At 59.3% G+C, this 26,876-nt stretch carries 27 protein-coding genes; 11 read left to right on the forward strand and 16 right to left on the reverse strand.

The window, feature by feature from the left end; genetic code table 11:
* Window positions 1-2: 2 nt before the first annotated feature.
* On the forward strand, window positions 3-407 hold the full coding sequence (locus C7534_RS16835; protein WP_046032861.1) for a hypothetical protein: 405 nt from the start codon (window positions 3-5) through the stop codon (window positions 405-407).
* A gap of 162 nt (window positions 408-569) precedes the next feature.
* Here C7534_RS16835 and C7534_RS16840 read toward each other — a convergent pair whose 3' ends face one another.
* The 4 genes from C7534_RS16840 to C7534_RS16855 form a co-directional block, all read right to left on the reverse strand.
* Window positions 570-1,457, reverse strand: a complete 888-nt coding sequence (locus C7534_RS16840) for a LysR family transcriptional regulator (protein ID WP_109786424.1) — start codon at window positions 1,455-1,457, stop codon at window positions 570-572.
* A 43-nt stretch (window positions 1,458-1,500) separates the two neighbouring features.
* Window positions 1,501-2,220: an SDR family oxidoreductase gene (locus tag C7534_RS16845; RefSeq protein WP_046032863.1), complete on the reverse strand. Its 720-nt coding sequence runs from the start codon at window positions 2,218-2,220 to the stop codon at window positions 1,501-1,503.
* Between the two features lie 49 nt (window positions 2,221-2,269).
* Complete coding sequence (locus C7534_RS16850; protein ID WP_046032864.1) at window positions 2,270-2,926, reverse strand: peroxiredoxin-like family protein; 657 nt, start codon at window positions 2,924-2,926, stop codon at window positions 2,270-2,272.
* A gap of 187 nt (window positions 2,927-3,113) precedes the next feature.
* Window positions 3,114-4,319, reverse strand: coding sequence for an MFS transporter (locus C7534_RS16855; protein WP_109786425.1), 1,206 nt, complete (start codon window positions 4,317-4,319; stop codon window positions 3,114-3,116).
* Between the two features lie 234 nt (window positions 4,320-4,553).
* Here C7534_RS16855 and C7534_RS16860 point away from each other — a divergent pair, with 234 nt between their 5' ends.
* Entirely contained in the window at window positions 4,554-5,183 is a 630-nt protein-coding gene (locus C7534_RS16860) for a hypothetical protein (RefSeq protein ID WP_175648954.1), read from the forward strand.
* Window positions 5,184-5,378: 195 nt separating this feature from the next.
* On the opposite strand, the gene C7534_RS16865 is transcribed toward C7534_RS16860, so the two are convergent.
* The 8 genes from C7534_RS16865 to gcl all read right to left on the reverse strand — a co-directional run bounded on the left by C7534_RS16865 (window position 5,379) and on the right by gcl (window position 14,945).
* On the reverse strand, window positions 5,379-6,377 hold the full coding sequence (locus C7534_RS16865) for a sulfate ABC transporter substrate-binding protein (protein ID WP_109786426.1): 999 nt from the start codon (window positions 6,375-6,377) through the stop codon (window positions 5,379-5,381).
* Between the two features lie 91 nt (window positions 6,378-6,468).
* Entirely contained in the window at window positions 6,469-7,293 is an 825-nt protein-coding gene (locus tag C7534_RS16870; RefSeq protein ID WP_109786427.1) for an ion transporter, read from the reverse strand.
* Window positions 7,294-7,314: 21 nt separating this feature from the next.
* A complete protein-coding gene (locus C7534_RS16875; RefSeq protein WP_109786428.1) occupies window positions 7,315-8,229 on the reverse strand; it encodes an urea transporter in 915 nt (304 codons plus the stop codon).
* A 115-nt stretch (window positions 8,230-8,344) separates the two neighbouring features.
* Window positions 8,345-9,760, reverse strand: coding sequence for a pyruvate kinase (gene pyk / locus C7534_RS16880; protein ID WP_109786429.1), 1,416 nt, complete (start codon window positions 9,758-9,760; stop codon window positions 8,345-8,347).
* Complete coding sequence (locus tag C7534_RS16885; protein WP_077430651.1) at window positions 9,750-11,030, reverse strand: glycerate kinase type-2 family protein; 1,281 nt, start codon at window positions 11,028-11,030, stop codon at window positions 9,750-9,752. The genes pyk and C7534_RS16885 overlap by 11 nt, the downstream gene beginning before the upstream one ends.
* A gap of 172 nt (window positions 11,031-11,202) precedes the next feature.
* Window positions 11,203-12,093 (reverse strand): 2-hydroxy-3-oxopropionate reductase, encoded by an 891-nt coding sequence (locus tag C7534_RS16890; protein ID WP_077430650.1) that lies wholly within the window; start codon window positions 12,091-12,093, stop codon window positions 11,203-11,205.
* Window positions 12,094-12,243: 150 nt separating this feature from the next.
* The gene (hyi, locus tag C7534_RS16895) at window positions 12,244-13,026 is read right to left on the reverse strand and encodes a hydroxypyruvate isomerase (RefSeq protein WP_109786430.1); all 783 of its coding nucleotides are present in this window, start codon (window positions 13,024-13,026) and stop codon (window positions 12,244-12,246) included.
* A gap of 143 nt (window positions 13,027-13,169) precedes the next feature.
* Window positions 13,170-14,945 carry a glyoxylate carboligase gene (gcl, locus tag C7534_RS16900; RefSeq protein ID WP_077430648.1) on the reverse strand — a complete coding sequence of 592 codons (1,776 nt, stop codon included), beginning with the start codon at window positions 14,943-14,945 and terminating at the stop codon, window positions 13,170-13,172.
* A 267-nt stretch (window positions 14,946-15,212) separates the two neighbouring features.
* On the opposite strand from gcl, the gene C7534_RS16905 reads away from it, so the two are divergent.
* Window positions 15,213-15,653: a GlcG/HbpS family heme-binding protein gene (locus tag C7534_RS16905; RefSeq protein ID WP_046032875.1), complete on the forward strand. Its 441-nt coding sequence runs from the start codon at window positions 15,213-15,215 to the stop codon at window positions 15,651-15,653.
* Window positions 15,654-15,752: 99 nt separating this feature from the next.
* On the forward strand, window positions 15,753-16,823 hold the full coding sequence (locus tag C7534_RS16910) for an alpha/beta hydrolase (protein ID WP_109786431.1): 1,071 nt from the start codon (window positions 15,753-15,755) through the stop codon (window positions 16,821-16,823).
* A 74-nt stretch (window positions 16,824-16,897) separates the two neighbouring features.
* Here the strand turns inward: C7534_RS16910 and C7534_RS16915 are convergent, their stop codons facing one another.
* Window positions 16,898-17,503: a TetR/AcrR family transcriptional regulator gene (locus C7534_RS16915; protein ID WP_109786432.1), complete on the reverse strand. Its 606-nt coding sequence runs from the start codon at window positions 17,501-17,503 to the stop codon at window positions 16,898-16,900.
* Window positions 17,504-17,637: 134 nt separating this feature from the next.
* Here C7534_RS16915 and C7534_RS16920 point away from each other — a divergent pair, with 134 nt between their 5' ends.
* Both C7534_RS16920 and C7534_RS33300 read left to right on the forward strand, forming a co-directional pair.
* Complete coding sequence (locus C7534_RS16920; RefSeq protein WP_109786433.1) at window positions 17,638-18,546, forward strand: DUF808 domain-containing protein; 909 nt, start codon at window positions 17,638-17,640, stop codon at window positions 18,544-18,546.
* 130 nt (window positions 18,547-18,676) lie between these two features.
* The gene (locus tag C7534_RS33300) at window positions 18,677-19,054 is read left to right on the forward strand and encodes a DUF805 domain-containing protein (protein ID WP_109786434.1); all 378 of its coding nucleotides are present in this window, start codon (window positions 18,677-18,679) and stop codon (window positions 19,052-19,054) included.
* Between the two features lie 58 nt (window positions 19,055-19,112).
* On the opposite strand, the gene C7534_RS16930 is transcribed toward C7534_RS33300, so the two are convergent.
* Together C7534_RS16930 and C7534_RS16935 are read right to left on the reverse strand one after the other, a co-directional pair.
* Window positions 19,113-19,901 carry an MlaA family lipoprotein gene (locus C7534_RS16930; protein ID WP_046032879.1) on the reverse strand — a complete coding sequence of 263 codons (789 nt, stop codon included), beginning with the start codon at window positions 19,899-19,901 and terminating at the stop codon, window positions 19,113-19,115.
* Window positions 19,894-21,192: a serine/threonine protein kinase gene (locus tag C7534_RS16935; protein WP_046032880.1), complete on the reverse strand. Its 1,299-nt coding sequence runs from the start codon at window positions 21,190-21,192 to the stop codon at window positions 19,894-19,896. Before C7534_RS16935 ends, C7534_RS16930 begins: the two co-directional genes overlap by 8 nt.
* A 223-nt stretch (window positions 21,193-21,415) precedes the next feature.
* Here C7534_RS16935 and C7534_RS16940 point away from each other — a divergent pair, with 223 nt between their 5' ends.
* Window positions 21,416-21,784 carry a hypothetical protein gene (locus C7534_RS16940; protein WP_046032881.1) on the forward strand — a complete coding sequence of 123 codons (369 nt, stop codon included), beginning with the start codon at window positions 21,416-21,418 and terminating at the stop codon, window positions 21,782-21,784.
* Between the two features lie 123 nt (window positions 21,785-21,907).
* Here C7534_RS16940 and C7534_RS16945 read toward each other — a convergent pair whose 3' ends face one another.
* Entirely contained in the window at window positions 21,908-23,503 is a 1,596-nt protein-coding gene (locus C7534_RS16945; RefSeq protein WP_077430645.1) for a glycoside hydrolase family 17 protein, read from the reverse strand.
* Window positions 23,504-23,537: 34 nt separating this feature from the next.
* On the opposite strand from C7534_RS16945, the gene C7534_RS16950 reads away from it, so the two are divergent.
* From C7534_RS16950 to C7534_RS16965, 4 genes are all read left to right on the forward strand, one after another.
* A complete protein-coding gene (locus C7534_RS16950) occupies window positions 23,538-23,684 on the forward strand; it encodes a hypothetical protein (protein WP_256577147.1) in 147 nt (48 codons plus the stop codon).
* Window positions 23,685-23,803: 119 nt separating this feature from the next.
* Window positions 23,804-24,655 (forward strand): glycine betaine ABC transporter substrate-binding protein, encoded by an 852-nt coding sequence (locus C7534_RS16955; RefSeq protein ID WP_109786435.1) that lies wholly within the window; start codon window positions 23,804-23,806, stop codon window positions 24,653-24,655.
* A gap of 251 nt (window positions 24,656-24,906) precedes the next feature.
* Window positions 24,907-25,218 (forward strand): DUF485 domain-containing protein, encoded by a 312-nt coding sequence (locus tag C7534_RS16960; RefSeq protein ID WP_109786436.1) that lies wholly within the window; start codon window positions 24,907-24,909, stop codon window positions 25,216-25,218.
* A complete protein-coding gene (locus C7534_RS16965; protein WP_046032885.1) occupies window positions 25,215-26,873 on the forward strand; it encodes a cation acetate symporter in 1,659 nt (552 codons plus the stop codon). Before C7534_RS16960 ends, C7534_RS16965 begins: the two co-directional genes overlap by 4 nt.
* Window positions 26,874-26,876 lie beyond the last annotated feature (3 nt).

Genomic DNA, 26,876 nt, shown 5'->3' on the forward strand with positions numbered 1-26,876 from the left:
CCATGACCGCCATCGCTCGTATCACCCTGCTCAGTCTGGTCTTGGGGTTAAGCGCTTGTGCGGTCCAGCCGCCGGAGCGAACGTCGCCGCCACCGATTCCGCCGTCACAGCCAAGGCCTACTCCGTCGCCAACACCCACGCCAGGTAAACCGGGCATTCCGGCCAAGCCTGCCAAACCGATGCCGCGCACCTCCGCCAGCTTCGCGCCGCCGCCGGGTGGCAACAGCCATTGGGATGCCAAACTCGGCGTCTACGTGCTGGATGACCAGACCAACACCTTCTACCGCCAGCGCACCTACTACCGCTGGAACAATGGCTGGAGCCGCTCGATCAGCCCCAACGGGCCATGGGAAGACACGGATATTCACGGCGTGCCGGGTGGGTTGGGACGGCAATTCGGGCAGTAAGCAAAGGCGACCTTCGGGTCGCCTTTTTTGTGCCTGTTGAAATTCCCGATTCACCCCAAACCTGTAGCAGCTGGCGAAGCCTGCGTTCGGCCGGTCCGCGCTCGGGCGAAGCAGTCGTGAAATCAGTCCACGCGTACTGTCAGGAAACGAAACCGGCGAACCTCAGGTCTCTTTTGTCAGCAACTCCTGCACATACTCCACAAACGCCCGCGCCTTGGCGCTGGCCATTCTTCCGGTTGGAAACACTGCCCACAGGTCCAGGTTTGGCAGCGTCCAGTCCGTCATCACTTCCCTGACCGCCCCGTTGGCCAACTCCGGGGCAAACATCCATTGCGACGCCATGGTCAGCCCCTGATGAGCCAGCACTGCTTCTCGCAATCCCTCGGCGGCGTTGACGCGGATTCGGCCGCTGATGATCACGGCCTGTTCTTCAGAGGCGTTTCGAAATTGCCAATTGGCGCCGCCGCCCAAGGAGTAGACGACCGCCTGATGCTTGCACAGGTCAGCGGGGCAGGTGGGTTCGCCGTATTTTTCGAAGTAGGCCGGTGTGCCCAGTACCACGCGTCGACACTCGGCGATTTTGCGGGCCGTCAGCCCCGAGTCGCTCAGGGCGCCCATGCGCAGGGCAATGTCGACGCCTTCCTCGACCAGATTGACGTTACGGTCGTCGAGCATCAGGTCGATGTTCAAGTCCGGGTTCTGTTCGAGAAACGGCCCAAGGTGCGGCACGATGTGCAGCCGGCCGAAGGTCACGGCGGCGCAAATGCGCAGGTTGCCAGTGAGTCCGCTGGCGGCACCGCGGGCGGCGTTGTCGGCCTCGTCGGCTTCTTCGAGGGCGCGTTTGGAACGCTCGAAAAAGGCCAGGCCGGCCTCGGTCGGTGTCAGGCCTCGGGTTGAGCGCAACAGCAGTCGCACGGCAAGACGTGATTCCAGCTGCGCAATGGCTTTCGACACGGCGGGCTGGCCGATATTCAGACGCCGGGCGGCAGCGGAAAACGAGCCGGTTTCCACCACGTAGACGAAGGTTTCCATTGCGCCGAGGCGGTCCATCGAAGGTCCTTATGAGGTTCTGAAATTCACCGAAAATCGTCGGTCAGAAAGCGGCTTTTCCTATTGAGGCGCCGCCGTCGACAAACAACGTTTGCCCGGTAATAAACCCACTCTGCTCGGACAACAAAAACGCAATCGCCGCCGCGATTTCTTGTGGTTGCCCCAATCGACCCATCGGCACTCCCGCCAGATACCGTGCTTCACCTTCACTGCCCGGCGGGTTATTGGTGCGAAACAGTTCGGTCTCGGTCGGCCCTGGCGCCACGGCGTTCACCGTCACGCCGGTTTTCGCCAGTTCCAGCGCCCAGGAGCGCGTGAAGCTGATCAGCGCTGCTTTGGCCGCCGCGTAGGCCGTGCGTTGGGTAATCCCGAGGACGGTCAGGCTGGAAATGTTCACCACACGACCCCACCCCTTGTCGCGCATGTGGGGCAGCAGCGCCTGAGTGGCCTGCAACGCCGAATGGAGGTTGACCCGCATCACGTCGTCGAAGGTGTCCAGGTCAATCTCGCCCAGTACTTGTGGGCGCACCAGGCCGACGTTGTTCACCAGCCCGTCAAATTCGTAAGTCCGGGCCAGATCGGCCAGCACTTCCTGGGTCAGGACGCGGTCGCTCAGGTCCAGCGGAAACAGGATGCCGGGGAACGTCAGGTCGGGCGTGCGGGCGATGCCCACCACCCGGTGGCCCGCACGATCCAGGTGCTCGGCCACAGCGCGGCCAATGCCTTTGCTGGCGCCGGTGATGAGGAAGGTACGACGGGTCATTTCACACTCCTTGAAAAAACATGCCGCGGGTCAGGCGGCATTTGATCGGTTAGCCGCGAATAGCATCCAGCATCGCTTCAGGCTCAGGACGCTGAGTGTAATCCGGGTTGACCTCGGCGTAACGAATCACACCGTCCTGACCGATCACATAGCGTGCCGGCATCGGCAGCGTCCACGACGGATCATCATTGAAAGTTGGCAAATCGTTACGCAGATTCTTGTACAGCTCGATCAGGTAATCCGGCAACTCAAAGCGCAAACCCAATGCATGCGCCACGTCATTGTGGGTGTCGCTGAGGATAGGAAACGTCAGGCCATTGGTCCGCATCGACTTGCGGCTGTTGGCGGCGATCTGTGGCGAAATCGCCAGCAGGCTGGCGCCGGCGTCCTGCAACATTGGCAGAAAATCCTGCAACGCTTGCAGCTCCATGTTGCAGTAAGGGCACCACACGCCACGGTAAAACGTCAGCACCAAAGGCCCCTTGGCCAGCAGGTCGATGGAGGACACCGGATGCCCGTCGGGATCTTTCAGGGTAAACAGTGGCGCCTTGTCACCGACCTTCAGCGCTTTGTTCGCCGCACCAGAGGCGATCAGCTCGGCAGTGGCGCGCTCCATGATCGGGTGGATGTCAGCCGGGGCGTTATAGGGCGGTTTGCCAGCCTTGAAGTCCGCTTTGAAGGCATCGAGTTTTGCTTGCAAGGTCATGATCGTAATCCTTGGTGAGAAAGCCGGATGGCCGGGATCAATGGTGACCTTGAGGCGAGGAGGGCGGAACGCAGGTGGGGGGCATAGGATTCATTCTTGGGGGGAATGAGGTGGCGGATACGTCACATTTGTCGGAACACCGACCGAATCTTGCTCCGGCCGGCATTGCGAAGTTGTTTTTGAACGATTAAGCCGTCGCCAGCGAGCCCTTCTGCGAAACACTCAAAAAACGCAGCAACGCCAACAGTGGAAACGCGCTGCCGACTATCACGATCCACAACCAGCCACCGTGCTCGTACACGGCACTGGCCACCGAAGAGCCAAAGGCGCCGCCGATGAAGATGCTGGTCATATACAGCGCATTCAGGCGGCTGCGGCTTTTGGCGTCGAGGGCGTAGACCGCGCGTTGGCCGAGCACCATGTTCATCTGCACACAGAAGTCGAGGACCACGCCGGTCACGGCCAGGCCAATGACGCTGTAGAGCGGATGGATGAACGCCGGCAGAAAGCTCAGGCTGGCGAACAGCAGGGCCAGCAGCGAGGCGATGCGCGTGTGGCCGGCGTCCGCCAGGCGACCGGCGATGGGCGCCGCGATAGCGCCGATGGCGCCGACCAGGGCGAAGATCGCGATCTGGGTTTGCGACAGGCCGTGATTGCGTGCCAACTCCAGCGGCACGGCGGTCCAGAACAGGCTGAAGGTCGCGAACATGCAGCCTTGATAAAACGCACGCTGACGCAATACCGGTTGTTGGCGCAGCAATGTCCACAGCGAACCCAGCAATTGCCCATAAGATGCACTGTGATCAGGCTGGCGCTTGGGTATGGTCAGCGCCAGCACGATGCTGATCGCCACCATCAACACCGCTGCTATCACAAACATCGCGCGCCAGCCGAAATAGTCAGCCACCACGCTGGACACCGGGCGAGCCAGGAGAATCCCCAGCAGCAACCCGCCCATGATCCCGCCGACCACGCGGCCACGCGACTCTTCCGGAGCCAGGTGCGCGGCCAGTGGAATCAGGATTTGCACCGACACCGAGCTGAAGCCCACCAGCAACGAAATCAGTAAAAACACATTGGGCTGATCGGTGAACGCGGCGCCCAGTAAACTCGCAATCGCCACCACGGTGGTGATGATCATCAGTCGGCGGTTTTCCAGCAAATCGCCCAGCGGCACGAGGAAGAAAAGCCCCAGTGCGTAGCCAATCTGTGTCAGGGAAACGATCAGGCTGGCCATGGTGCTGGTCAGGCCGATGTCCGGCGCGATCAGGCCGATGATCGGTTGGGCATAGTAGAGGTTGGCCACAATGGCGCCGCAACAGAAGGCGAAGAGCAGCACCATGCCTTTGGTCATTGTCGTGGCACCGTGAGGCGCCGGCGTCGCTGGATTCATAACGTGTCTCGCTGAACAGAAGGGAATGCGCGAAGGCTAAGCGGCAAGCCGGGACGGCGGAAGTGGGATTGAAGTGATAGTAATCATTCCATTGCGGAATGAGTGGCACCGGCATGTGCAGTTGGCCCATGCACCTTGCGTCCAAATAATCAGGTCCGATGATACATTCACTTACATCCTGTTCGATAGCGTGCTTATGTTCTCTCTCACGTTTCATCACCGCAAGGTACTTCCATGAATACGATGTTCCGTCACCTGATTCGCGGCGCTTCGGCCCTGACACTGATCACATTGTTCACCACAGGCCTGGCCCAGGCCGCCGACGCGCCGGGATTGCGTATCGGTGTTCGTGGCGAAATCACCGGGGTCAGCCCTGATGTGTTGAAGGTTCACGTCAACAGCGGCGAAAACGTCGTGATCAACCTGACCCCGGATACCAAAGTCCGCGCTGTCACGTTGGCCAATATCGACGACATCAAACCGGGCAGCTACATCGGCTCGGCGGCTATTCCTCAGGAGGATGGCACTCTCAAGGCGTTGGAAGTCCATGTCTTCCCACCGGAACTGGCGGGTAGCGGCGACGGGCATCGACCGTTCGACCTGGTCAAGGGCAGCAGCATGACCAACGGCAGCGTCGGCGATCTGGTGGTCAGCAACGGCCGGGTCTTGACGGTCAACTACAAGGGCGGCCAGCAGAAGATTCTGGTGCCGGAGGACGTGCCGATTGTGAACCTGATGCCGGGGGATCGCAGCTTGTTGAAAGTGGGGGTGAAGATCGTGACATTTGTGACACAGAGTGCGGACGGGACGCTGACGGCTCAGTCGATTTCTGCGGGTAAGGAGGGTGTGACGCCGCCGATGTAAGGGCTTGGCGAAATCCTTGTGGGAGCGGGCTTGCCCGCGAAGAAGGCGCTACATTCAGCATTGATGTGACTGATAAACCGCCATCGCGGGCAAGCCCGCTCCCACAGGATTGACGTCGTACAAGGAAACTGTAACCGCTGAAACCCACAAAAAAGGCGACCTGCAAAGGTCGCCTTTTTCATGGCCGCTCAGCGATTACTGACCGGTGTAAATCTGATCGAAAATCCCGCCATCATTGAAGTGAGTCTTCTGCACGGTGCGCCAGTCACCGAAGGTCTTCTCCACCGACAGGAAGTCCACTTTCGGGAAGCGATCGGTGTACTTGGCCAGCACCGCCGGGTCACGCGGGCGCAGGTAATTGGCTGCCGCAATTTCCTGGCCTTCCGGCGACCACAGGTACTTCAGGTATTCCTCGGCGGCGGCACGGGTGCCTTTCTTGTCGACGGTTTTGTCGACCACCGACACCGGTGGCTCGGCTTCGGCGGAAACGCTTGGGTAGATCACTTCAAACTGGTCGCGACCAAACTCGCGGGCAATCATTTCCGCTTCGTTCTCGAAGGTCACCAGGACGTCGCCGATCTGGTTGGTCATGAACGTTGTGGTAGCGGCACGACCGCCGGTGTCCAGCACGGGTGCTTGCTTGAACAGCTTGCCGACGAACTCCTTGGCCTTGTTCTCGTCACCGCCGTTCTTCAGCACATAACCCCAGGCGGACAAGTAGGTGTAGCGGCCATTGCCCGAGGTTTTCGGGTTGGGCACGATCACCTGAACGCCGTCCTTGAGCAGGTCAGGCCAGTCTTTCAGGGCTTTCGGGTTGCCTTTACGGACGATGAACACCGTGGCGGAAGTAAACGGCGCACTGTTGTTCGGCAGGCGCGTGACCCAGTTCTCCGGCACCAGTTTGCCGTTGTCTGCCAGGGCGTTGATGTCGGTGGCCATGTTCATGGTGATGACATCAGCCGGCAAGCCGTCGATGACTGAGCGCGCTTGTTTGCTGGAGCCGCCGAAGGACATTTGCAGGGTGATGTTTTCGTTGTGTTCGGCTTGCCAGTGTTTCTGGAAGGCAGTGTTGTAGTCCTTGTAGAAATCGCGCATCACGTCGTAAGAAACGTTGAGCAGGGTCGGTGCGGCCTGGGCCATGCTGGTCAGTGCCAGGCCAGCGGCCAGAAGTGAGGCGCCAAAGAGTTTTTTCACTGCGCAGTCCTTGTTCTATTTAAATTGAGGCAATTTGCCAGCGACTATAACTGGGCTCGCATAGAGCCTTAAAGATTAAAAAGCTCTTTGCTTATTCCTGTTTTTTGAACAGCGCATTGCCGCAGCGAGAGCAGAACGATGCTTCCTGTTCATGGTTGTCTTTGGTACACACCGGGCAATCGTGATGCAACTGGCCACCGCGCATGGCCGTGGCCAGTTCGGCGGTGAAGATCCCGGTGGGTACGGCGATGATCGAGTAACCGGTGATCATCACCATCGACGAAATCACCTGGCCCAACGCGGTCTTGGGCACGATGTCACCATAGCCGACGGTGGTCAGCGTCACGATCGCCCAGTAGATGCCTTTGGGAATGCTGGTGAAGCCATGTTGCGGGCCTTCAACCACATACATCAGGGTGCCGAACACCGTGACCAGGGTGCAGACGCTGAGGAGGAACACGAGGATTTTCTGCTTGCTGCCGCGCAGGGCATCGAGCAAGTAATGGGCTTGCTTGAGGTAGGGACCGAGCTTGAGCACGCGGAAGATGCGCAGCATCCGGATCACCCGAATGATCAGCAAGTACTGGGCATCGCTGTAATACAGCGCGAGGATGCCCGGCACGATGGCCAGCAGATCCACCAGGCCGTAAAAACTGAACGCGTAGCGCATGGGTTTGGGCGAGCAATACAGGCGCAGGATGTACTCGCCCAGGAAAATCACCGTGAAGCCCCACTCGATGGCCGCCAGCAGGCCGGCGTAGTTCTGATGAACGTCATCGATGCTGTCGAGGATCACCACCACCAGGCTGGCGAAAATAATCAGCAGCAGGCTTGAGTCGAAGCGCCGTCCGGCGACGGTGTCGGTCTGGAAAATAATCACGTAAAGGCGATTGCGCCACGTGTCGTTGCTGTTCATTCAAATCGCCTTGGCCGCTAATCAGCGCAGCCTAGGTTGATTCTCCCCGGGAACGCAAGGCGCGCTTTCGACCGTGGCTTTGCCGAGCATCTGCACAACCGTGCGGATCAACCAGCCTGCGAGAATGAACGGCGCGGTCAGCGTGGGCAGGCCGATGGCGGCAAAGACCGGCGTCAGTAACAGCGCCAGGCCGATGCCCACCAACGGCAGCCACGGTTGGCGACGCTGTGAGCTGAAGGCGAGGGCGGCGAGTACGGCGTTATAGCTCCCGAGACCGAGCAATGCGCTGTAGAAGTCGTGGTGCAACATACTCCAGCCCATGCCCGCGACAGACGCCAACAACGCCCAGCAGAATGCACGGCGATCTGCGATCAGCAAACCGACGGCAATCATCGCACCGGCCAGTGGATGGCCGAGGAACATCACCTGACCCACGCCTTTGAAGGGGGCGGCGAGCATGTTCAGCGTGTTGATTTCGATCAAATGCGCCGTTGTCGAGGGCGTGGCGAAGCACAGCAGCAACCAGCCCAGCCCGACGAAGGGCGCCGTGTAGGCCGGCAGGCATTGGCTGACCCGGACGCGCTTGAGCCACTGCTGGGTGATCATCGCGCTCAGACCGCCGGCGGCCAGAGTTAGCGGTGGCATCATCGCCGACCAAGGGAAATACAAACTCAGCAACAGACCGAGCAGAACGCCGTTGTAGCTGAACAACCCGGCCTGACGATCAGCCTTGGCATAGTTGCGGCGTTGCGCAGTGAGCAAACCGGCGACACCGCCCAGCAGCGCACCGCCGAGCAACGTCGGCGCGGTAAACAGAATCGCCAACAGGCACAGCAGGCCGCACAGCGGATTGCGCTGGAGGAAGATCTGACTGAAGCCGTTGAGCAACGCTTCGGCCCAGTCGGGACAGTGGGTGTTGAAATGGTGGGCAGGCATTTTAGTTCAGTGTGTCAGTGGGACCGTGTCGCCTGCATCGCGAGCAAGCTCGGCTCCTACAGGTCCTCAACGAACCGTAGGAGCCGAGCTTGCTCGCGATGAGGCCGGATAGGCGCTAAATCAATGTCTCGATACGCAGTGAGTTAGTCGATCCCGGCTGCCCAAACGGCACACCTGCCGTGATCAATAATGTATCGCCACGCTTGGCCATGCCCTGTGCCTGGGCGATTTCCAGCGCCGTCGAGCACACTTCATCCACTTGCCGCAGTCGGTCATTGACCACCGAATGCACGCCCCACGCCACGGTCAAGCGGCGCGCGGTTTGCAGGTTCGGTGTCAGGTTGAGGATCGGCACCGTCGGCCGTTCCCGCGCCGCACGTAAGCTCGAGGTGCCGGACTCGCTGTAGTTCACCAGCACGGCCACCGGCAGCACGTTGCTGATGCGACGAATCGCGCAGCTGATCGCATCGGACACCGTCGCCTCGGCTTTCGGTCGGCTCACGTCAAGTTGTGCCTGATAGTCCGGGCCGTTTTCCACCTGGCGGATGATCTTGCTCATCATCTGCACGGCTTCCAGCGGGTACTCGCCGGAGGCGGTTTCCGCCGACAGCATCACCGCATCCGCACCTTCGGCCACGGCGTTGGCCACGTCGGTAACCTCGGCCCGGGTCGGGGCCGGGGAGAAGCGCATCGACTCCAGCATCTGCGTGGCCACCACCACCGGTTTGCCTAGCTCGCGGCAGAGGGTGATGATGTTTTTCTGAATCTGCGGCACGCTTTCGGCGGGCACTTCCACGCCGAGGTCGCCACGCGCCACCATGATCGCGTCGCTCAACTCGGCGATTTCCCGCAGTTGCGTCACGGCCGATGGCTTCTCGATCTTGGCCATCAAAAAGGCCTTGTCGCCGATCAGTTCGCGGGCTTCGCGAATGTCTTGCGGACGTTGCACAAACGATAGCGCGACCCAGTCCACACCCAACTCCAGACCGAAGCTCAAGTCGCGGCGATCCTTGGCGGTCAGCGGGCTTAGGTCCAGCACCGCTTGCGGCACGTTCACGCCTTTGCGGTCCGACAGTTCGCCGCCATTCAACACGGTGGTGTCGATGGCGTCGGAGTACTTGGTGACCACTCGCAAACGCAGCTTGCCGTCGTCCAGCAGCAAGTCCATGCCCGGCTCCAGCGCCGCGATGATTTCCGGGTGAGGCAGATTAACGCGGCGCTCGTTCCCTGGCGTCGGGTCCAGGTCCAGTCGCAGGGCCTGACCGCGATGCAGTTGCACCTTGCCCTCGGCAAACTTGCCGACCCGCAGTTTCGGGCCTTGCAGGTCCATCAGAATACCCAGCGGATAATTAAGCTGGCGCTCGACTTCACGAATCCACTGGTAGCGCTGTGCGTGGTCGGCGTGATCGCCGTGGCTGAAGTTCAGGCGGAAAATGTTGACCCCGGCCTGCACCAGTTCGCGAATGTCGTCGATCCCGTCGGTGGCGGGGCCGAGGGTGGCGAGGATTTTAACCTTCTTGTCAGGCGTCATTTTTTGGGTTCTCGAGAATCAGGATGGCGCGGAAGTCGTTGACGTTGGTGCGGGTCGGCTCAGTGACGATCAGGGCGTCCAGTGCCTCGAAATAACCGTAGCCATTGTTGTTGTCCAACTCGTCGCTGGCGCTCAGGCCCAGCGCCGTGGCACGGGCGTAGCTGTCCGGGGTCATGAGGGCGCCGGCGTTGTCTTCGGAGCCATCGATGCCGTCGGTGTCACCGGCCAGGGCATACACACCGGGCAGGCCTTTGAGGCTGTCGGTCAGGCTCAGCAGGAATTCGGCGTTGCGCCCGCCACGGCCATTGCCGCGCACGGTCACGGTGGTTTCACCGCCCGACAAAATCACACATGGCGCCGCCAGTGGCTGGCCGTGCAGGACCACTTGCCGCGCAATGCCGGCGTGAACCTTGGCCACTTCACGGGATTCGCCTTCCAGATCACCGAGGATCAGCGGGCTGAAACCGGCCTGCCGCGCTTTCACGGCGGCCGCTTCAAGCGATTGCTGTGGGCGGGCGATCAACTGGAAGTGGCTGCGGGCCAGGCTCGGGTCGCCGGGTTTGACCGTCTCCGATTCCGGGCTTTGCAGCCAGTTGCGCACAGAGACCGAAACGTCAATGTCGTAGCGCTTGAGGATCGCCAGTGCTTCGGCAGAGGTACTTGGGTCGGCCACGGTCGGACCGGAGGCGATGACCGTGGCGAGGTCGCCCGGTACATCGGAAATCGCATAGGTATAAACAGTGGCAGGCCAGCAGGCTTTGCCGAGACGGCCACCCTTTATCGCCGAGAGGTGCTTGCGCACGCAGTTCATCTCGCCGATGGTCGCGCCGGATTTGAGCAGGGCTTTGTTGATTGATTGCTTGTCGGCAAGGGTGATGCCGGCCGCCGGCAATGCCAGCAGGGCAGAGCCGCCGCCCGAAAGCAGGAAGATCACGCGGTCGTCTTCGGTCAGGTTGCTGACCAGTTCAAAGACCCGTTTGGCAACGGCCTGACCGGCAGCGTCCGGCACTGGGTGGGCCGCTTCGACCACTTCGATTTTTTCGCACGGGGCACCGTGACCGTAACGGGTCACCACCAGACCGCAGACTTCACCCTGCCAGCAACGCTCGACCACCTGGGCCATGGCGGCCGCGGCTTTGCCGGCGCCGATGACGATCACCCGACCGCTACGGTCTTTGGGCAAATGGGCTTCGAGGACTTGCTGTGGGTGGGCGGCGTCGATGGCTGTGGCAAACAGCTCGCGCAGGAATTGTTGCGGATCGACCGACATGGCGGGCTCCCGGAATTCTTGTTATTGGGGTTATCGAACGTGCACGATCCCTGTAGGAGCAAGGCTTGCCCGCGATGCAGACGCTGAGGTGTTTCTGCTGCACCGAGGCGATTCCATCGCGGGCAAGCCTTGCTCCTACAGAGGGCCAGTCAGGCCCTCTGTAGCGCAGGGCTTACTTATCGCGAATCGAGAAATTCGCCATGTGCTCCAGGCCCTTGATCAGCGCCGAGTGGTCCCAATTGCTGCCACCAATGGCTGCGCAGGTGCTGAACACTTGCTGGGTGTTGGCGGTGTTCGGCAGGTTGATGTTCAGTTCCTTGGCCCCTTGCAGGGCCAGGTTCAGGTCCTTCTGGTGCAGGCTGATGCGGAAACCCGGATCGAAGGTGCCTTTGATCATGCGCTCGCCGTGTACTTCGAGGATCTTCGAGGAGGCGAAACCGCCCATCAGTGCTTCACGCACCTTGGCTGGATCAGCACCGTTCTTCGAAGCGAACAGCAGGGCTTCAGCCACCGCCTGAATGTTCAGCGCCACGATGATCTGGTTCGCCACTTTCGCGGTTTGACCGTCGCCGTTGCCACCGACCAGGGTGATGTTCTTGCCCATGGCCTGGAACAGCGGCAGGGCGCGTTCGAAAGCATCGGCATCGCCGCCGACCATGATGCTCAGGCTCGCCGCCTTGGCGCCGACTTCACCGCCGGACACCGGTGCGTCGAGGTACTGGGCGCCTTTTTCATTGATTTTGGCGGCGAAAGCCTTGGTGGCAGTAGGCGAGATCGAGCTCATGTCGATGACGACTTTGCCTTTGCCAACACCGGCTGCAACGCCGTCGGCGCGGAACAGCACGTCATCGACCTGGGGGGTATCCGGCACCATGACGATGATGAATTCGGCTTCTTGTGCGACTTCTTTCGGGTTCGCCAGAGCAACGGCGCCGCCAGCAACCAAGTCGGCAGGGGCAGCGTCGTGGTGCGCCGACAGGAACAGGCTGTGGCCGGCTTTCTGCAGGTTCAACGCCATTGGGTGGCCCATGATGCCGGTGCCGATAAATCCGATTTTAGCCATGAGAAAATCCTCTTGTTTTTGTCTTGCTCAAGCAAATAGGGGGCGTAGCTTTTTGTAGGAGTGAGCCTGCTCGCGATTCAGCCGCTGCGGTACATCAGGTGTACCAAGGTGATTTCATCGCGAGCAGGCTCACTCCTACAGGGATCGGTGTCAGATCGCGTTATGGGTTTTCAGCCAGCCCAGGCCCGCTTCAGTGGTGGTCAGCGGCTTGTATTCGCAACCCACCCAACCCTGATAACCGATGCGGTCAAGGTGTTCGAACAGGAAGCGGTAGTTGATTTCACCGGTGCCCGGTTCGTTGCGCCCAGGGTTGTCGGCCAACTGGATGTGGTTGATTTCGCCCAGGTGCGTGGCCATGGTGCGGGCCAGGTCACCCTCCATGATTTGCATGTGGTAGATGTCGTATTGCAGGAACAGATTGGCGCTGCCGACCTGTTCGCGAATCGACAGGGCTTGCGCGGTGTTGTTCAGGTAGAAACCCGGGATGTCGCGAGTGTTGATCGCTTCCATCACCAGTTTGATGCCCACCGCTTGCAGCTTGTCTGCTGCGTATTTGAGGTTGGCGACGAAGGTTTTTTCCACGGTGGCATCGTCCACGCCTTGTGGGCGAATACCGGCCAGGCAGTTGACCTGGGTGTTGCCCAGCACTTGCGCGTAGGCAATGGCGAGGTCGACACCGGCGCGGAACTCTTCAACCCGATCCGGCAGGCACGCGATACCGCGTTCGCCCTTGGCCCAGTCACCGGCTGGCAGGTTGAACAGCACTTGGGTCAGACCGTTGGCATCCAGCTTGGCCTTGATCTCGGCGGAGCTGAAGTCATACGGGAACAGGTATTCGACACCACTGAAGCCGGCCTTGGCGGCCGCTTCGAAACGGGCAAGAAAATCTTGCTCTGTGAACAGCATGGACAGGTTGGCTGCGAAACGCGGCATGGTGGTCTCCTGTAAAAATAGTTGCCTGTAGCAGCTGCCGAGGCACGAGGCTGCGTTGGGCTGCGAAGCGGCCCCCGAGGGCGGTCCTGCGGACACGCAACGCAGCCTCGTGCCTCGGCAGCTGCTACAGGTATCAGGTCTTCTTAATCAAGCAACGAAATCGCCGTTGGCGCATCGTTGCCGACCAGCGCCAGGTCTTCGAATTCGTTGACGGCGTTGATCTCGGTGCCCATGGAAATGTTGGTCACGCGCTCCAGAATAATCTCGACAATCACCGGCACCTTGAACTCTTCGATCAGTTCCTGAGCCTTGCGCAGGGCAGGCTGGATCTGGCTTGGTTCAAACACGCGCAATGCCTTGCAGCCCAGGCCTTCGGCCACTGCGACGTGATCGACACCGTAACCGTTGAGTTCCGGAGCGTTCAGGTTATCGAAGGACAGCTGCACGCAGTAGTCCATGTCGAAACCGCGCTGAGCCTGACGAATCAGCCCCAGGTACGAGTTGTTTACCACAACATGGATGTACGGCAGTTTGAACTGCGCGCCGACTGCCAGCTCTTCGATCATGAACTGGAAATCATAGTCGCCCGACAGCGCCACGACCTTACGGGTCGGATCCGCCTTGACCACACCCAGTGCCGCCGGAATGGTCCAGCCCAAGGGACCTGCCTGACCGCAGTTGATCCAGTGACGCGGCTTGTAGACGTGCAGGAACTGCGCGCCGGCAATCTGCGACAGGCCAATGGTGCTGACGTAGCAGGTGTCTTTGCCGAACACCTGGTTCATTTCTTCGTAGACGCGCTGCGGCTTGACCGGCACGTTGTCGAAGTGAGTCTTGCGCTGCAGGCTGGCTTTGCGCTGCTGGCAGTCTTGCAGCCAGGCGCTGCGGTTTTTCAGCTTGCCGGCGGCTTGCCATTCACGAGCGACTTCAATGAACACGGTCAGCGCGGCTGCGGCGTCAGAAACGATGCCCAGGTCCGGGTTGAACACGCGGCCGATCTGCGTCGGTTCGATATCAACGTGAATGAACTTGCGGCCTTCGGTGTACACGTCGATCGAGCCGGTGTGGCGGTTGGCCCAACGGTTGCCGACGCCCAGTACCAGGTCGGATTTGAGCATCGTCGCGTTGCCGTAACGGTGCGAGGTTTGCAGGCCGACCATGCCCACCATCAACGGGTGATCGTCCGGGATGGTGCCCCAGCCCATCAGGGTTGGAATGACAGGGATGCCGGTCAGTTCGGCGAACTCGACCAGCAACTCGCTGGCGTCCGCATTAATGATGCCGCCACCGGCAACCAGCAATGGGCGTTCAGCCTGATCGAGCATGGCCAGGGCCTTCTCGATTTGCACGCGGTTAGCGGTGGGCTTGGCGAGCGGCAGTGGTTGGTAAGCGTCGATGTCGAATTCGATCTCGGCCATCTGCACGTCGAACGGCAGGTCGATCAACACCGGGCCTGGACGGCCGGAGCGCATTTCGTAGAAGGCTTTCTGGAACGCATAAGGCACCTGGCCCGGTTCCATGACGGTGGTTGCCCACTTGGTCACTGGCTTGACGATGGTGGTGATGTCGACAGCCTGGAAGTCTTCCTTGTGCATACGGGCGCGGGGTGCCTGGCCAGTAATGCAAAGGATTGGAATCGAGTCGGCCGAGGCGCTGTAGAGCCCGGTGACCATGTCGGTACCGGCAGGGCCGGAAGTACCGATGCACACGCCGATGTTGCCGGCCTTGGTGCGGGTGTAGCCCTCGGCCATGTGCGAGGCGCCTTCAACGTGGCGAGCGAGGACGTGATCGATGCCACCGACCTTCTGCAGGGCGGAGTACAGCGGGTTGATTGCAGCACCCGGGATGCCAAAAGCGGTATCAACCCCTTCACGGCGCATCACCAGAACGGCGGCTTCGATTGCTCTCATTTTGCTCATGGTTTTGTGCCTCTTACGTTTTGTAATTGTATACAAGTGGCTTTGCGCAGAGTGTATTCACGGCGGACGGCGCAGGTCAATCCATTTTCTCAAGCGACTGTTTCATTCGTCGGAAGCCCTTTAACGTGTGGCTTTTCGTCGCATGTGGCGCTTTTCGATAATTATTGTATACAAAAAAATAATTCATTGTGTTCTATTTGTTGCATCGGGCTGCGGCACAACGGCGCAGCCCAACGGCTTTCCGAAAAACAAAATGAGGACGGCACCATGAGCGCTTTAACCTTGAAAGTCGCAGTCAACCTGATCGATCAGGCCATCTCTGCCGGGCGTGCAATCTCTGCAGCTCCATTGACCATTGCAGTACTGGATGCCGGCGGGCACCTGATCACCCTGCAACGCGAAGACGGCGCCAGCCTGCTACGCCCGCAGGTCGCCATCGGTAAGGCCTGGGGCGCCATTGCCCTGGGCAAAGGCTCGCGTCTGCTGGCGCTGGACGCACAACAACGCCCGGCGTTTATCGCGGCGTTGAACAGCCTGGGGCAGGGCAGCATCGTGCCGGCACCGGGTGGTGTGCTGATTCGCGATCTGGCAGGGAACGTGCTGGGGGCGGTCGGCATCAGCGGGGATCTGTCGGATGTTGATGAACAGTGCGCGATTAGTGCGATCGAGGCGTTGGGGTTGACGGCGGATGCTGGGGTAACGGCTTGATGTGAATTAAATCGATACTGCCGGCAGGACGCTGGTGACGAAGCGGGGCGGCCTCTATAGACTGCCGCCCCTCTCGTTTTTGTATCAAGGAAGATATGCGTGAAGACGCTGTTTGGCATCACCCTGGCTGCGGCCATGACCCTCTGCCCCCCTTTTCTGCACGCCGACGAAGCGCTGGACGCCGATGAAATCGCTTTCCAGGCGCTCAGTCCTGTCGTCACTGCGTTGCTCAACGCCGAAGATGCAGAAGAGCTAATGGCCCGGGCTGAAAAACTGGAAGGTACCGACACCTTGCAGGCTATTGCTGTTTACCTGGCGGCGAGCCGCGAAGAACCCGAGCAGTTGATAGCGCCTTATCAGGTGGCGGCGCTGTTTGCCCGTCGCGGTGACAACAAGCTGGCGGAGCGCTTTTTGAAGGAAGCCGATGACCGCGGCATGTGGTTCGGTCCACTGATGGCGAGCGACGAGGACTTTGCCGATCTGCGCCAGACATCCACCTACAAGAACGTGTTGGCCAATGCCCAGCAACGCTATCAGAAAATTGCCCTAGGCAAGGTCGGAGCGATTTCAGTGCTCAATCCTTCCGCCACTATTCCTGTGCCCGCCGCGTGTCGGCCGGTGGTGGTCTGGTTGCACGGGTATGGCGTGAACGGTGAAGTCGATGAGGATTACCAGCCACTTGCGGACACCGGTGCCATTATCTTGGGCATTAATGGCACTGAAATGATCAATTCTGTCGACAGCTTCCGCTGGATCGGCCCGGGTTTTGAGGGCACGCATAAAGCGGTACAAAACGGTCTGAAGGAGCTGGCGGTGCAGCAATGCATCGACCGCAAACATGTTTACCTGATGGGCTTTTCTCAAGGCTCACAGCATGCCGGAGCGTTGTTGGCGCAACATCCGGATGATTACGCAGGCGCATTGTTGCTGTCACCCGGCGGTATGCAACCGACACCGACCACGAGCAAGGCGCGTGGCAAAAAGGTGTTTGTGATCAACGGGAAGATGGAAGGACCGGGCAACTTGCAAATGAGTGCCGATTTTCGTGCGTTATTCAGTGAGGGTAACGAGGTTAAATCCATTACCCATGATGGCGGGCACACGTTTCCGGACGGCTGGAGAACATCACTCCCGCAGGCATTGCGCTGGATGATGGGCGGTGAAGTTTAGGCTCAAAGATCGCAATCTTCGCCAGCGCGCGACTGCTGCATGGGCCGGTGATCTTTTCGCTTTGAACCGGTCTGTCAGTCCGGTTCACACCCCTTGAGCACCAACCGGATAATCGTCTGCGCCGCTGCTTCATAATCGGCCTCATCCAGTTTGGCTTTGCCGGTGATGGCGGTGATCTGCCAGTCAAAGTCGGCATAGGTCTGGGTCGCGGCCCAGATGCTGAACATCAGGTGGTTAGGGTCGATGGCGGCGATCTGGCCGCGGTCGATCCAGGTTTGGATGCAGTCGATGTTGTGTCTGGCCTGGCTGTTGAGTTGTTCGACCAGGTCGGCGCTCAGGTGCGGGGCGCCGTGCATGATTTCGCTGGCGAACACCTTGGAAGCGAAAGGCAGGTCGCGGGAGATGCGGATTTTCGAGCGGATGTAGCCGCTCAGCACTTCGCTGGGCACACCTTCAGGGTTGAACGGTGTCGAGGCCTGCAGAATCGGCTCGATGATACTTTCCAGGACCTCGCGGTAGAGGTTTTCCTTGGATTTGAAGTAGTAGTAGACGTTGGGCTTGGGCAATCCCGCCTTGGCTGCGATGTCACTGGTTTTGGTCGCAGCGAAGCCCTTGTCGGCAAATTCTTCACTGGCGGCACGCAGGATCAGTTCTTTGTTGCGCTCGCGGATAGTGCTCATAAACCAGGGGGTTCCTTGCCTGTTCTGGCGGTTGCGCATGGTATCACCGGCCTCGCGCGCCGCTCAAGAATGCCCCGTGTGGCACTCGGCCGCGCTATGCTGCGCAGCATTCATTCAAGAAGGAAACCTGATTCATGGCAGGAAGCAGTTTGCTGGTGCTGATCGATGACATCGCCGCTGTGCTCGACGATGTGGCATTGATGACCAAAATGGCCGCCAAGAAGACCGCCGGTGTACTGGGCGACGATCTGGCGCTCAATGCCCAGCAGGTCAGCGGCGTGCGGGCCGAGCGGGAAATCCCGGTGGTTTGGGCGGTCGCCAAGGGCTCGTTTCGCAACAAACTGATCCTGGTGCCGTCAGCGTTGGCCATCAGCGCATTCATTCCGTGGTTGGTCACCCCATTGTTGATGGTCGGCGGCGCGTACCTGTGTTTCGAAGGCTTCGAGAAACTTGCCCACAAATTTTTGCACAGCAAGGCCGAGGATCAGGCTGAACATGCAGAGCTGGTCGAGGCTGTTGCCGATCCGGCGGTCGATCTGGTGGCTTACGAACAGGACAAGATCAAGGGCGCGGTCCGCACCGACTTCATCCTGTCGGCAGAAATCATCGCCATCACGTTGGGCACCGTGGCGGGCGCCTCGCTGACCCAGCAAGTGATCGTGCTCTCGGGGATTGCCATCGTCATGACCGTCGGCGTCTATGGCCTGGTCGCCGGTATCGTCAAACTCGACGACCTCGGTTTGTGGTTGACCCAAAAGCCTGGGCAGATGGCGAAAAGCATCGGGGGCGGCATTTTGCGCGCAGCGCCTTACATGATGAAAAGCCTGTCGGTGATCGGGACGGCGGCGATGTTCCTGGTCGGTGGCGGGATCCTGACTCACGGCGTGCCGGTGGTTCATCACTGGATCGAAAGCGTCAGCGCCGGCGGTGCCGGGTTTATCGTGCCGACATTGCTGAACGCGGTGGCGGGGATTGTCGCGGGCGCGGTGGTGTTGGCGGGGGTGATGGTTGCCAGCAAGGTCTGGAAAGCGGTGAAAGGTTAAGAAACTCAAAGCGCCCACATTCCTTTCAGATTGTTCCTACAAGGCTATTTTTGAGGTTCTCGTAAACTTCGCTCCCCTGTTTGGGCTGCAATAGCCTGAATGGATTTTCCAGAAGCTAAAGGGTTTAGGGATGAAGTGGTATTTGCAGGTGCTGGGGAAATACGCAACGTTTCAAGGTAGGGCCGGCAGGAAAGAGTATTGGATGTTTACTCTAGTCGAAAATTGCTTGGTTCTATGCTGGTTGGCTTTTGGATTGTGGTCGGGTTTACTCGAAGAACGAGTCTACTTGCTGCTCCTTCCGGTGTATTCGGTGTGCACTATTTGCCCTCGGTTGGCGGTTACATGGCGGCGATATCATGATTTGAACAAAGGAGGGGTTAACTTTCTATGGATACTTATCCCTTTCATTGGCCCGCTTTTGGTTTTGATATCTATGGGGACCCGAGGAACCAAGGGTGAAAATGACTACGGCGCAGATCCCCAACAATCGCAAGTCATCCATGGGTGATTGAATAAAAAAAGGCCATTCGACTCACATCGAATGGCCTTTTTTGTTGCCGCCGGAATTACTCGGCGATCTGCAACTTACGTGACTCGGTATACACGTAACGCACTTTCTCGTACTCGAACGGCGAGTTCAGCTGGCCATAGCGGAAGCGGGTCTGGTTGCGTTTGTCGATGCCGCGCAGGATCCACACTTCAGGATGATTGGAGCTGACTTCGGAGACGTTCAGGTAGTTGATCGCTGACTCTACGGTGAAGTCGACTGCCAGGCCGCCGGTGTCGCGGATGTTGGACGGCCCGAGAATTGGCAAGACGAAGTAGGCGCCGCCTGGTACACCGTAGAAGCCCAGGGTCTGGCCGAAGTCTTCGTTCTGGCGCGGCAGGCCCATGGCGGTGGCCGGGTCCCACAGGCCGGCGATGCCGATGGTGGTGTTGAGCAGCAGGCGCGCAGAGGTTTCCATCGAACGCTTGCCCTTGAGTTGCAGCAGGCTGTTCACCAGGTTCGGCACGTCGCCGAGGTTGTTGAAGAAGTTGCTCACGCCGGTACGCAGGAAGCTTGGCGTGACGTAGCGATAGCCGTCGACCACGGGCAGGAACACCCATTGGTCGAAGCGGTAGTTGAAGTGATACACCCGGCGGTTCCACTCTTCCAGCGGGTCATAGACGGCCAGTGCGTTGAGCGTCGAGCGTTCGAACTCGCGCTGGTCCAGCCCGGGGTTGAACTTGAGTTTGCTCAGCGGCTCCTTGAAGCCGTCATTGTCGATCACGACGGGGGCGTTGGCTTTGCTGTTGTCGGCATTGGCGACGCCTGCACAGAGTAACGCAGCGATAAGCAGGAGATATTTAGCCACGGAAGAACTCCAGCATGGCGTCGCTGTTGACGCGGTAGTTAAGGTTGCCGCAATGGCCGCCGAGTGGATAAACGGTCAAGCGATCGCCGAAGGTCTTGCGCAGGAAACCGAGGTCGCCCGGGCCCAGGATCACGTCGTCGGCGTTGTGCATCACAGCGATTTTCGGGCTGTCGTGCAGGTAGTCCTTGAGCGCATACAGGCTGACCTGGTCGATCAGTTGCAGCAGGCTGCCGCCGTCAGTGCGGGCACGCCACATCGGAATGACCTGTTCGGTGATGTAGCAGTCGAAGTCGCATTGCAGCGCACGCTTGAGAAACGGCGTGAGGCTGGTGCCTTCGGTGATCGGGAATTTCGGCGGCGTAATCAGGCCGCGACGGTTGATCAGGTCCGAGGTGAAGGCAATGTCGGCAGCCGAGAAACGGAATGAAGTGCCAATCAGCATGGCCATCTGTTCGTTGGTCAGGTGTTGCTTGGACTGCTGGAAGTCGTAGAGCAGGGCATCGTTGAGGTCGATGTAGCCTTTCTGCTGGAAGTAGCGGGTCAGCTTGTTCAACACCAGCTCATAAAACGTAGTGCTGCTGGTGATGCCCTTGACCTCTGTCTGGACCAGTTTGTCCAGGTTGGTGATCGAGGTGTACAGGTTGACTGGCGGGTTGAGCAGCAAGACTTTCTTGAAGTTGAAACTGCGGCGGGTTTCGTCCAGATGCGCGACAAACGCCGCGTCGAGGGCGCCCAGGCTGTAACCGGTCAGGTAGTAATCGGTGACCGGCAGATTCGGGTTTTGTGCCCGCACGGCCTGCATCACTCGATACATGTCTTCGGCATCTTCCTTGGTTATGCCGGGGGTGGCGAAGCGAGAGGCGGCGGCGATGAAGTCGAAACTGGTCGGCGACGAGAGTTGCACCACGTGATAGCCGGCCTGGTAGTAGAGCTTTTTCAGGTATTCGTTGAGGGTGCTGTCATAACGGGCACCGGTGCCGGCAATCAGGAAGATCAGCGGTGCGGCTTTATCTTGCGTAGCGATGCGGTAGGTCAGCTTCTTCACGGCCCAGAAGTTGTCTGGCAGTTCGAAGGCGCGCTCCGGGCGTAGCGTGATGGTTTCATCCCGCTGATTGATGTCGTCGTCCAGCGGCAATTCCGGACGCAGGTCCGGAGGTGTCGTTGCGATGGTCGCCTCGAACGGGTTGGTCAAGGGGTAGCCATAACTGGCGGCGTCGATATCGACTGCCAGTGCGGACGCACTCAATATAAGGCCGCAAAACAGGGCGGCGAAGCGCAAGGAACGGAGCATGACTAGATCCCTTAGAAGAAGGTGCTGAATAAAGTTCGCAGGCTAAGACCACTTGTATTGCGCCAAAGTGCCACGCATCGGCACCAAAGAGGCTTATTTTCGGGTAATAGTAGCTGGACGATACACTTTGCAGCGGTTTCCTTACCAATTATCTGTTGCTCGCGTTTGCATACCGCTGTCGGGGGATTAAGCTGGCCGCCGTTTTCCCCTATTGGAGTGTTTCATGTCCCGCCGTCTGCCCGTGTTTTTGCTGCTCGTTTTGCTGCCTTTATGGCTGGCCGCCAGTTACGGCGCGCGTTATGGCTTCATGGAGGATGGGCAGTGGGTGGGCATCTGCGTGGACGAGGCTAACCGCTGGGAATGTGGGGTGCGTTCGAATCTGGGCTTGATGATTCACTTCAACGTGCTGGGCTGGGCGGCGATTTCGGCAGCGGTGCTTGGCTTCGTGCTGCCGGGCCGGGCAGGTTGGTGGCTGGCGGTGCTGGCGCTGGTGTTCGGGTTCCCGGCACTGGCGTTGTACAACACGACGCTGGCTGTTTTTGCGGTGGTGATTGCGGGTTTGCGGTTGGTTCGGGCTTCTCGTAGCGCCTGATAAATCGTCATCGCGGGCAAGCCCGCTCCCACAGGGATTTTGTCGTACACAAATGCTGCATTCGCTGCAGAGTCCTGTGGGAGCGTGGCTTGCCCGCGATGAGGCCAGAAGCTTCGCCGACGTTTACCTGTTGCGAACCCGCAAACTGCGCCATAACGCTGCAACCATCAGCCCGCTCACCAGCGCCCAGCCCCAGGCTTGCTGGTTGTGTAAACCTTCACGGAACAACTGCGGCGCAATGCCAGCCCCGATGATGAAGGTCAGCAACGCAATCTCGCGACGTGGCACGCTCACCGGGCGGCACAGGTAAACCAACGCCGGCAGGATGAACGCGACACTCGGGAAGCTGCGATAGCGCGGATCGAACACCAGTTCCAGCATCATCACCGCGGCGGCAAATCCTGCCGCCGCGAGTAACCAGCCAGCCCGGCGCTCCAGCGCATTGAAGGCGCGCTCACGCCAACCCGTGCGGGCGCTCAGCGTCAGTGCGGCATGGGTCAACACCAGCAAATTCAACGCCGTCAGCAGCGCCACCCACAGCCATTCGCTGGCAAACCGTGTGGTGACGCGAGCCAGATCACCCCACGCGCCAATCGAACAAGCCGCCAGTGCGCCGAGCAGTGGCAGTACCAACGCGGCGCGAGTGCTGCGAACGCGACCGCCAAGCATCAACGTGCCGAAAAAAATCACCACGCCCACCGCCAGCCACTGCGACCAGTACGGCACGTTCGACACCGGGCCTGCGAGCACGCCCTTGTCCTGGCGATCAGCGTCAAACAATCCCCAGTAGCCACCGACCGCACCTTCGCTGGCACGTTTCCATGGCTGGTCGAAGGCTTCGATCAGGTTGTAATGCCAGCCATGCTGTTCTGCCATCACGACAAAACCGCGAATGAACTTGGCTTCATTGACCCGGCTCGGCAGGGCGGTTTCCCGTTGGCGGCCTTCGCTCGGCCAACCGGTTTCGCCAATCATCACGTCTTTGGGCGCGAACTTGTTGCCGAAAACCTGGCGCACTTCGGCCACATGTTGCAGGGCCGCGTCGATGTTCGAGGGATCATCTTCCCAGTACGGCAGTAAGTGGATGGTCAGGAAGTCCACCGCCGGGGCGATTTCCGGGTGCTTGAGCCAGAACTCCCATACGTCGGCGTAAGTGACCGGCTGCTTGACCTGACTTTTGACCTTGTTGATAAGCCTGGCCAGCTGCGCGCCGGTGACTTCTTTGCGCAGCAAGGTTTCATTGCCGACGATGACCGAGGTCACCACGTCGGCGTTGGCATTGGCCGAGGCGATCAGCAGGTCGACTTCTTTCTCGGTGTCCACCGGGTTGCTGTTGACCCAGGCGCCGATCATCAGTTTCAAGCCATGTTTGCGCGCCAGGTCGGGCAGGGCCTCGAGGCCGGTCATGGAATAGGTGCGGATGCATTCGAAGCTTTTGGCCAGCAGCGCGAGGTCGGCGTCCATGCGTTCCGGACGCAACTTGAACGGCACATCGAACGGCGATTGATCTTTGTCGAACGGGGTGTAGGAGGCGCATTGCAGTTTGTGTGTCGCGCTGGCCACGTCCGGCAGAATCACCGGTTTGCCGAGGCCGTACCAAAAGCCGCCGAAGGCAAACAACCCCAGCAGACAGGCGAACAGGTAAGCAAAAAAAGGAAAGCGTGATGTCGCGGGCATGGTCAGGCCGTCTGAGAGCAAAGCCGCGCATGTTACCTGCATTTCTCCCGGCTCAGGTGGCCTGCATGGTTTTGACATGCAAAGTTCGGGCGGAGCGGTCGAGGCGTTTGCGCCGCTCAAGATTAATGGCGTTCTGATGTCGTTTCTCGATGCCTTGATGTCGCTGGCAGAGCAGGTCGCTATTGTCGCGAGGTTGATTATCGAAGCATCAGTGCTCTCATAGATAAATCACGCTGATGTTCGAACGAGTTTGCGGTGGGCGTGATGAGGGCGCTGTGCACCATAACAATACGTTGACGCGACTCGGCATCCGTCGAGCGCAGCACTTTCGGGGAAGTAACGATGAAGATGCGACGACTTTTAGGTGCAGGTGCCGCTCTGGTGCTTGCGATTGGCTCCACCATGGCCAATGCCGAGAGCAAAACCCTGAGCATCGGTTACGTTGACGGTTGGTCCGACAGCGTCGCGACGACCCACGTAGCGGCTGAAGTGATCAAACAGAAACTGGGTTATGACGTGAAACTGCAAGCCGTCGCGACCGGGATCATGTGGCAGGGTGTGGCCACGGGCAAACTCGATGCCATGCTGTCGGCCTGGTTGCCGGTGACACACGGTGATTACTGGACCAAGAACAAGGATCAGGTCGTCGATTACGGTCCGAACTTCAAAGACGCAAAAATCGGCCTGATCGTGCCGGAGTACGTCAAAGCCAAAACCGTCGGCGATCTGAAAACCGACGACAGCTTCAAAAACCGCATTGTCGGCATCGACGCCGGTTCAGGCGTGATGCTCAAGACCGAACAGGCAATCAAGGACTACGACCTGACCGGGTATCAACTCAAGGCCAGTTCCGGCGCCGGCATGATTGCCGAGCTGACCCGTGCCGAGAAGAAAAACGAATCCATTGCCGTGACCGGATGGGTGCCGCACTGGATGTTCGCCAAGTGGAAGCTGCGCTTCCTGGAAGATCCGAAAGGCGTTTATGGCGCCGCTGAAACCGTAAACAGCATCGGGAGCAAAGAACTCGCCACCAAGGCACCGGAAGTGGCCAAGTTCCTGAAGAACTTCCAGTGGGCGTCGAAAGATGAAATCGGCGAAGTCATGCTGGCAATCCAGGATGGTGCCAAGCCGGAAGCCGCGGCGAGGGATTGGGTGGCCAAACACCCGGAACGTGTTGCCGACTGGACCAAATGATTTGATTTGACGCGTCTGGTCAGCACTTCTGAAGGCCGCTTGGCATAACCGCCAAGCGGCCTTTTGCGTTTCTGTAGGAGCCCGGCTTGCCTGCGATGGCGGTCTCAAAATCGCCATCGCCGGCAAGCCGGGCTCCTACAGGAAACAAAACAGTCATGTCGTTCTAATACTAAGGTCGTCTGGAACCTGTATCGCAGCCGCATAGAGTGGATAACGTTCTAACAATAATCTGTGCTGCGAGGATAAAAACAATGAACGACAGCATTTACCTCTCGATTCAAAACAGCCCGCGCTTCAAGGAGCTGGTCAGCAAGAGGGAGCGATTCGCCTGGATTCTTTCGGCAATCATGCTTGGGCTTTACTCCGGATTCATCCTTTTGATTGCTTACGGGCCGCAGGTGCTGGGGGCGAAAATCACCCCTGAGTCTTCGATTACCTGGGGGATACCCATTGGTGTCGGGCTGATTGTCTCGGCCTTTGTCCTGACTGCAATCTACGTACGACGCGCCAATGGCGAATTCGACGACCTGAACAATGCGATTCTCAAGGAGGCTCAGCAATGATCCGGCGTCTAATGGCTCTATTGAGCATCGCAGCCTTTGCCCCGGCCGTTTGGGCGGGTGAAGCCCTGACCGGCGAAGTGCATAAACAACCGCTCAACGTTTCCGCCATTTTGATGTTCGTGGCGTTTGTCGGTTTGACCCTGTGCATCACCTATTGGGCTTCCAAGCGCAACAATTCTGCTGCCGACTATTATGCGGCGGGCGGCAAGATCACTGGTTTCCAGAACGGTCTGGCGATTGCCGGTGACTACATGTCCGCGGCGTCCTTCCTGGGGATTTCCGCCCTGGTATTCACCTCCGGCTACGACGGCCTGATCTACTCGATCGGCTTCCTGGTGGGCTGGCCGATCATTCTGTTCCTGATCGCCGAGCGCCTGCGTAACCTGGGTAAATACACCTTTGCCGACGTGGCGTCCTATCGCCTGGGGCAAACCCAGATCCGCACGCTGTCTGCTTGCGGCTCGCTGGTGGTGGTGGCGTTCTACCTGATCGCGCAAATGGTGGGTGCCGGCAAGCTGATCCAGCTGCTTTTCGGTCTCGACTACTACGTTGCGGTGATTCTGGTCGGCATCCTGATGTGCCTGTATGTGTTGTTTGGCGGCATGCTGGCGACCACATGGGTTCAGATCATCAAGGCTGTGCTGCTGCTGTCCGGTGCCTCGTTCATGGCACTGATGGTGATGAAGCACGTCAACTTCGACTTCAGCACGCTGTTTTCCGAGGCGATCAAGGTTCACCCTAAAGGTGAAGCGATCATGAGCCCAGGCGGCCTCGTGAAAGACCCGATCTCGGCATTCTCCTTAGGGCTTGCGCTGATGTTCGGTACCGCTGGCCTGCCGCACATTCTGATGCGCTTCTTCACCGTGAGTGACGCGAAAGAAGCTCGCAAGAGCGTGCTGTACGCAACCGGCTTCATTGGTTACTTCTACATCCTGACCTTCATCATCGGCTTCGGCGCGATCTTGCTGGTCAGCACCAACCCGGCCTTTAAAGATGCGGCTGGCGCACTGTTGGGCGGTAACAACATGGCGGCGGTGCACTTGGCCAACGCGGTGGGTGGCAGTATTTTCCTGGGCTTTATCTCGGCGGTCGCGTTTGCAACCATTCTGGCTGTAGTGGCTGGTTTGACTCTGGCCGGTGCTACTGCGGTGTCTCACGACCTGTACGCCAGTGTGATCAAGAAGGGCAAGGCTAACGACAAGGATGAAATCCGCGTCTCGAAAATCACCACCATCGCACTCGGTGTGTTGGCGATCGGCCTGGGCATTCTGTTCGAAAGCCAGAACATCGCCTTCATGGTGGGCCTGGCGTTCTCCATCGCGGCGAGCTGTAACTTCCCGGTGCTGCTGCTTTCCATGTACTGGAAGAAGCTGACCACGCGCGGTGCGATGATTGGCGGCTGGTTGGGGCTGGTCAGCGCTGTGGGCTTGATGGTGCTTGGGCCAACCATTTGGGTGCAGATCCTGCATCACGAGAAGGCGATCTTCCCGTATGAGTACCCTGCACTGTTCTCGATGGCGATTGCGTTTGTCGGTATCTGGTTCTTCTCGGTTACTGACAAATCGACCGCAGCTGACAATGAGCGTGCGCTGTTCTTCCCGCAGTTTGTTCGTTCGCAGACTGGGTTGGGGGCGAGTGGGGCGGTTGCGCACTAAGGT

The organism is Pseudomonas sp. OV226, assembly GCF_003148705.1.
Taxonomy (GTDB): Bacteria; Pseudomonadota; Gammaproteobacteria; order Pseudomonadales; family Pseudomonadaceae; genus Aquipseudomonas.

What these genes read in the sequence shown, in the direction of transcription:
- C7534_RS16835 (WP_046032861.1), top strand. Translation starts at nt 3, where the DNA reads ATGACCGCCATCGCTCGTATCACCCTGCTCAGTCTGGTCTTGGGGTTA.
- C7534_RS16840 (WP_109786424.1), bottom strand. Translation starts at nt 1,457, where the DNA reads ATGGACCGCCTCGGCGCAATGGAAACCTTCGTCTACGTGGTGGAAACC.
- C7534_RS16845 (WP_046032863.1), bottom strand. Translation starts at nt 2,220, where the DNA reads ATGACCCGTCGTACCTTCCTCATCACCGGCGCCAGCAAAGGCATTGGC.
- C7534_RS16850 (WP_046032864.1), bottom strand. Translation starts at nt 2,926, where the DNA reads ATGACCTTGCAAGCAAAACTCGATGCCTTCAAAGCGGACTTCAAGGCT.
- C7534_RS16855 (WP_109786425.1), bottom strand. Translation starts at nt 4,319, where the DNA reads ATGAATCCAGCGACGCCGGCGCCTCACGGTGCCACGACAATGACCAAA.
- C7534_RS16860 (WP_175648954.1), top strand. Translation starts at nt 4,554, where the DNA reads ATGAATACGATGTTCCGTCACCTGATTCGCGGCGCTTCGGCCCTGACA.
- C7534_RS16870 (WP_109786427.1), bottom strand. Translation starts at nt 7,293, where the DNA reads ATGAACAGCAACGACACGTGGCGCAATCGCCTTTACGTGATTATTTTC.
- C7534_RS16875 (WP_109786428.1), bottom strand. Translation starts at nt 8,229, where the DNA reads ATGCCTGCCCACCATTTCAACACCCACTGTCCCGACTGGGCCGAAGCG.
- pyk (WP_109786429.1), bottom strand. Translation starts at nt 9,760, where the DNA reads ATGACGCCTGACAAGAAGGTTAAAATCCTCGCCACCCTCGGCCCCGCC.
- C7534_RS16885 (WP_077430651.1), bottom strand. Translation starts at nt 11,030, where the DNA reads ATGTCGGTCGATCCGCAACAATTCCTGCGCGAGCTGTTTGCCACAGCC.
- C7534_RS16890 (WP_077430650.1), bottom strand. Translation starts at nt 12,093, where the DNA reads ATGGCTAAAATCGGATTTATCGGCACCGGCATCATGGGCCACCCAATG.
- hyi (WP_109786430.1), bottom strand. Translation starts at nt 13,026, where the DNA reads ATGCCGCGTTTCGCAGCCAACCTGTCCATGCTGTTCACAGAGCAAGAT.
- gcl (WP_077430648.1), bottom strand. Translation starts at nt 14,945, where the DNA reads ATGAGCAAAATGAGAGCAATCGAAGCCGCCGTTCTGGTGATGCGCCGT.
- C7534_RS16905 (WP_046032875.1), top strand. Translation starts at nt 15,213, where the DNA reads ATGAGCGCTTTAACCTTGAAAGTCGCAGTCAACCTGATCGATCAGGCC.
- C7534_RS16915 (WP_109786432.1), bottom strand. Translation starts at nt 17,503, where the DNA reads ATGAGCACTATCCGCGAGCGCAACAAAGAACTGATCCTGCGTGCCGCC.
- C7534_RS16920 (WP_109786433.1), top strand. Translation starts at nt 17,638, where the DNA reads ATGGCAGGAAGCAGTTTGCTGGTGCTGATCGATGACATCGCCGCTGTG.
- C7534_RS33300 (WP_109786434.1), top strand. Translation starts at nt 18,677, where the DNA reads ATGAAGTGGTATTTGCAGGTGCTGGGGAAATACGCAACGTTTCAAGGT.
- C7534_RS16935 (WP_046032880.1), bottom strand. Translation starts at nt 21,192, where the DNA reads ATGCTCCGTTCCTTGCGCTTCGCCGCCCTGTTTTGCGGCCTTATATTG.
- C7534_RS16940 (WP_046032881.1), top strand. Translation starts at nt 21,416, where the DNA reads ATGTCCCGCCGTCTGCCCGTGTTTTTGCTGCTCGTTTTGCTGCCTTTA.
- C7534_RS16945 (WP_077430645.1), bottom strand. Translation starts at nt 23,503, where the DNA reads ATGCAGGTAACATGCGCGGCTTTGCTCTCAGACGGCCTGACCATGCCC.
- C7534_RS16950 (WP_256577147.1), top strand. Translation starts at nt 23,538, where the DNA reads ATGCAAAGTTCGGGCGGAGCGGTCGAGGCGTTTGCGCCGCTCAAGATT.
- C7534_RS16955 (WP_109786435.1), top strand. Translation starts at nt 23,804, where the DNA reads ATGAAGATGCGACGACTTTTAGGTGCAGGTGCCGCTCTGGTGCTTGCG.
- C7534_RS16960 (WP_109786436.1), top strand. Translation starts at nt 24,907, where the DNA reads ATGAACGACAGCATTTACCTCTCGATTCAAAACAGCCCGCGCTTCAAG.
- C7534_RS16965 (WP_046032885.1), top strand. Translation starts at nt 25,215, where the DNA reads ATGATCCGGCGTCTAATGGCTCTATTGAGCATCGCAGCCTTTGCCCCG.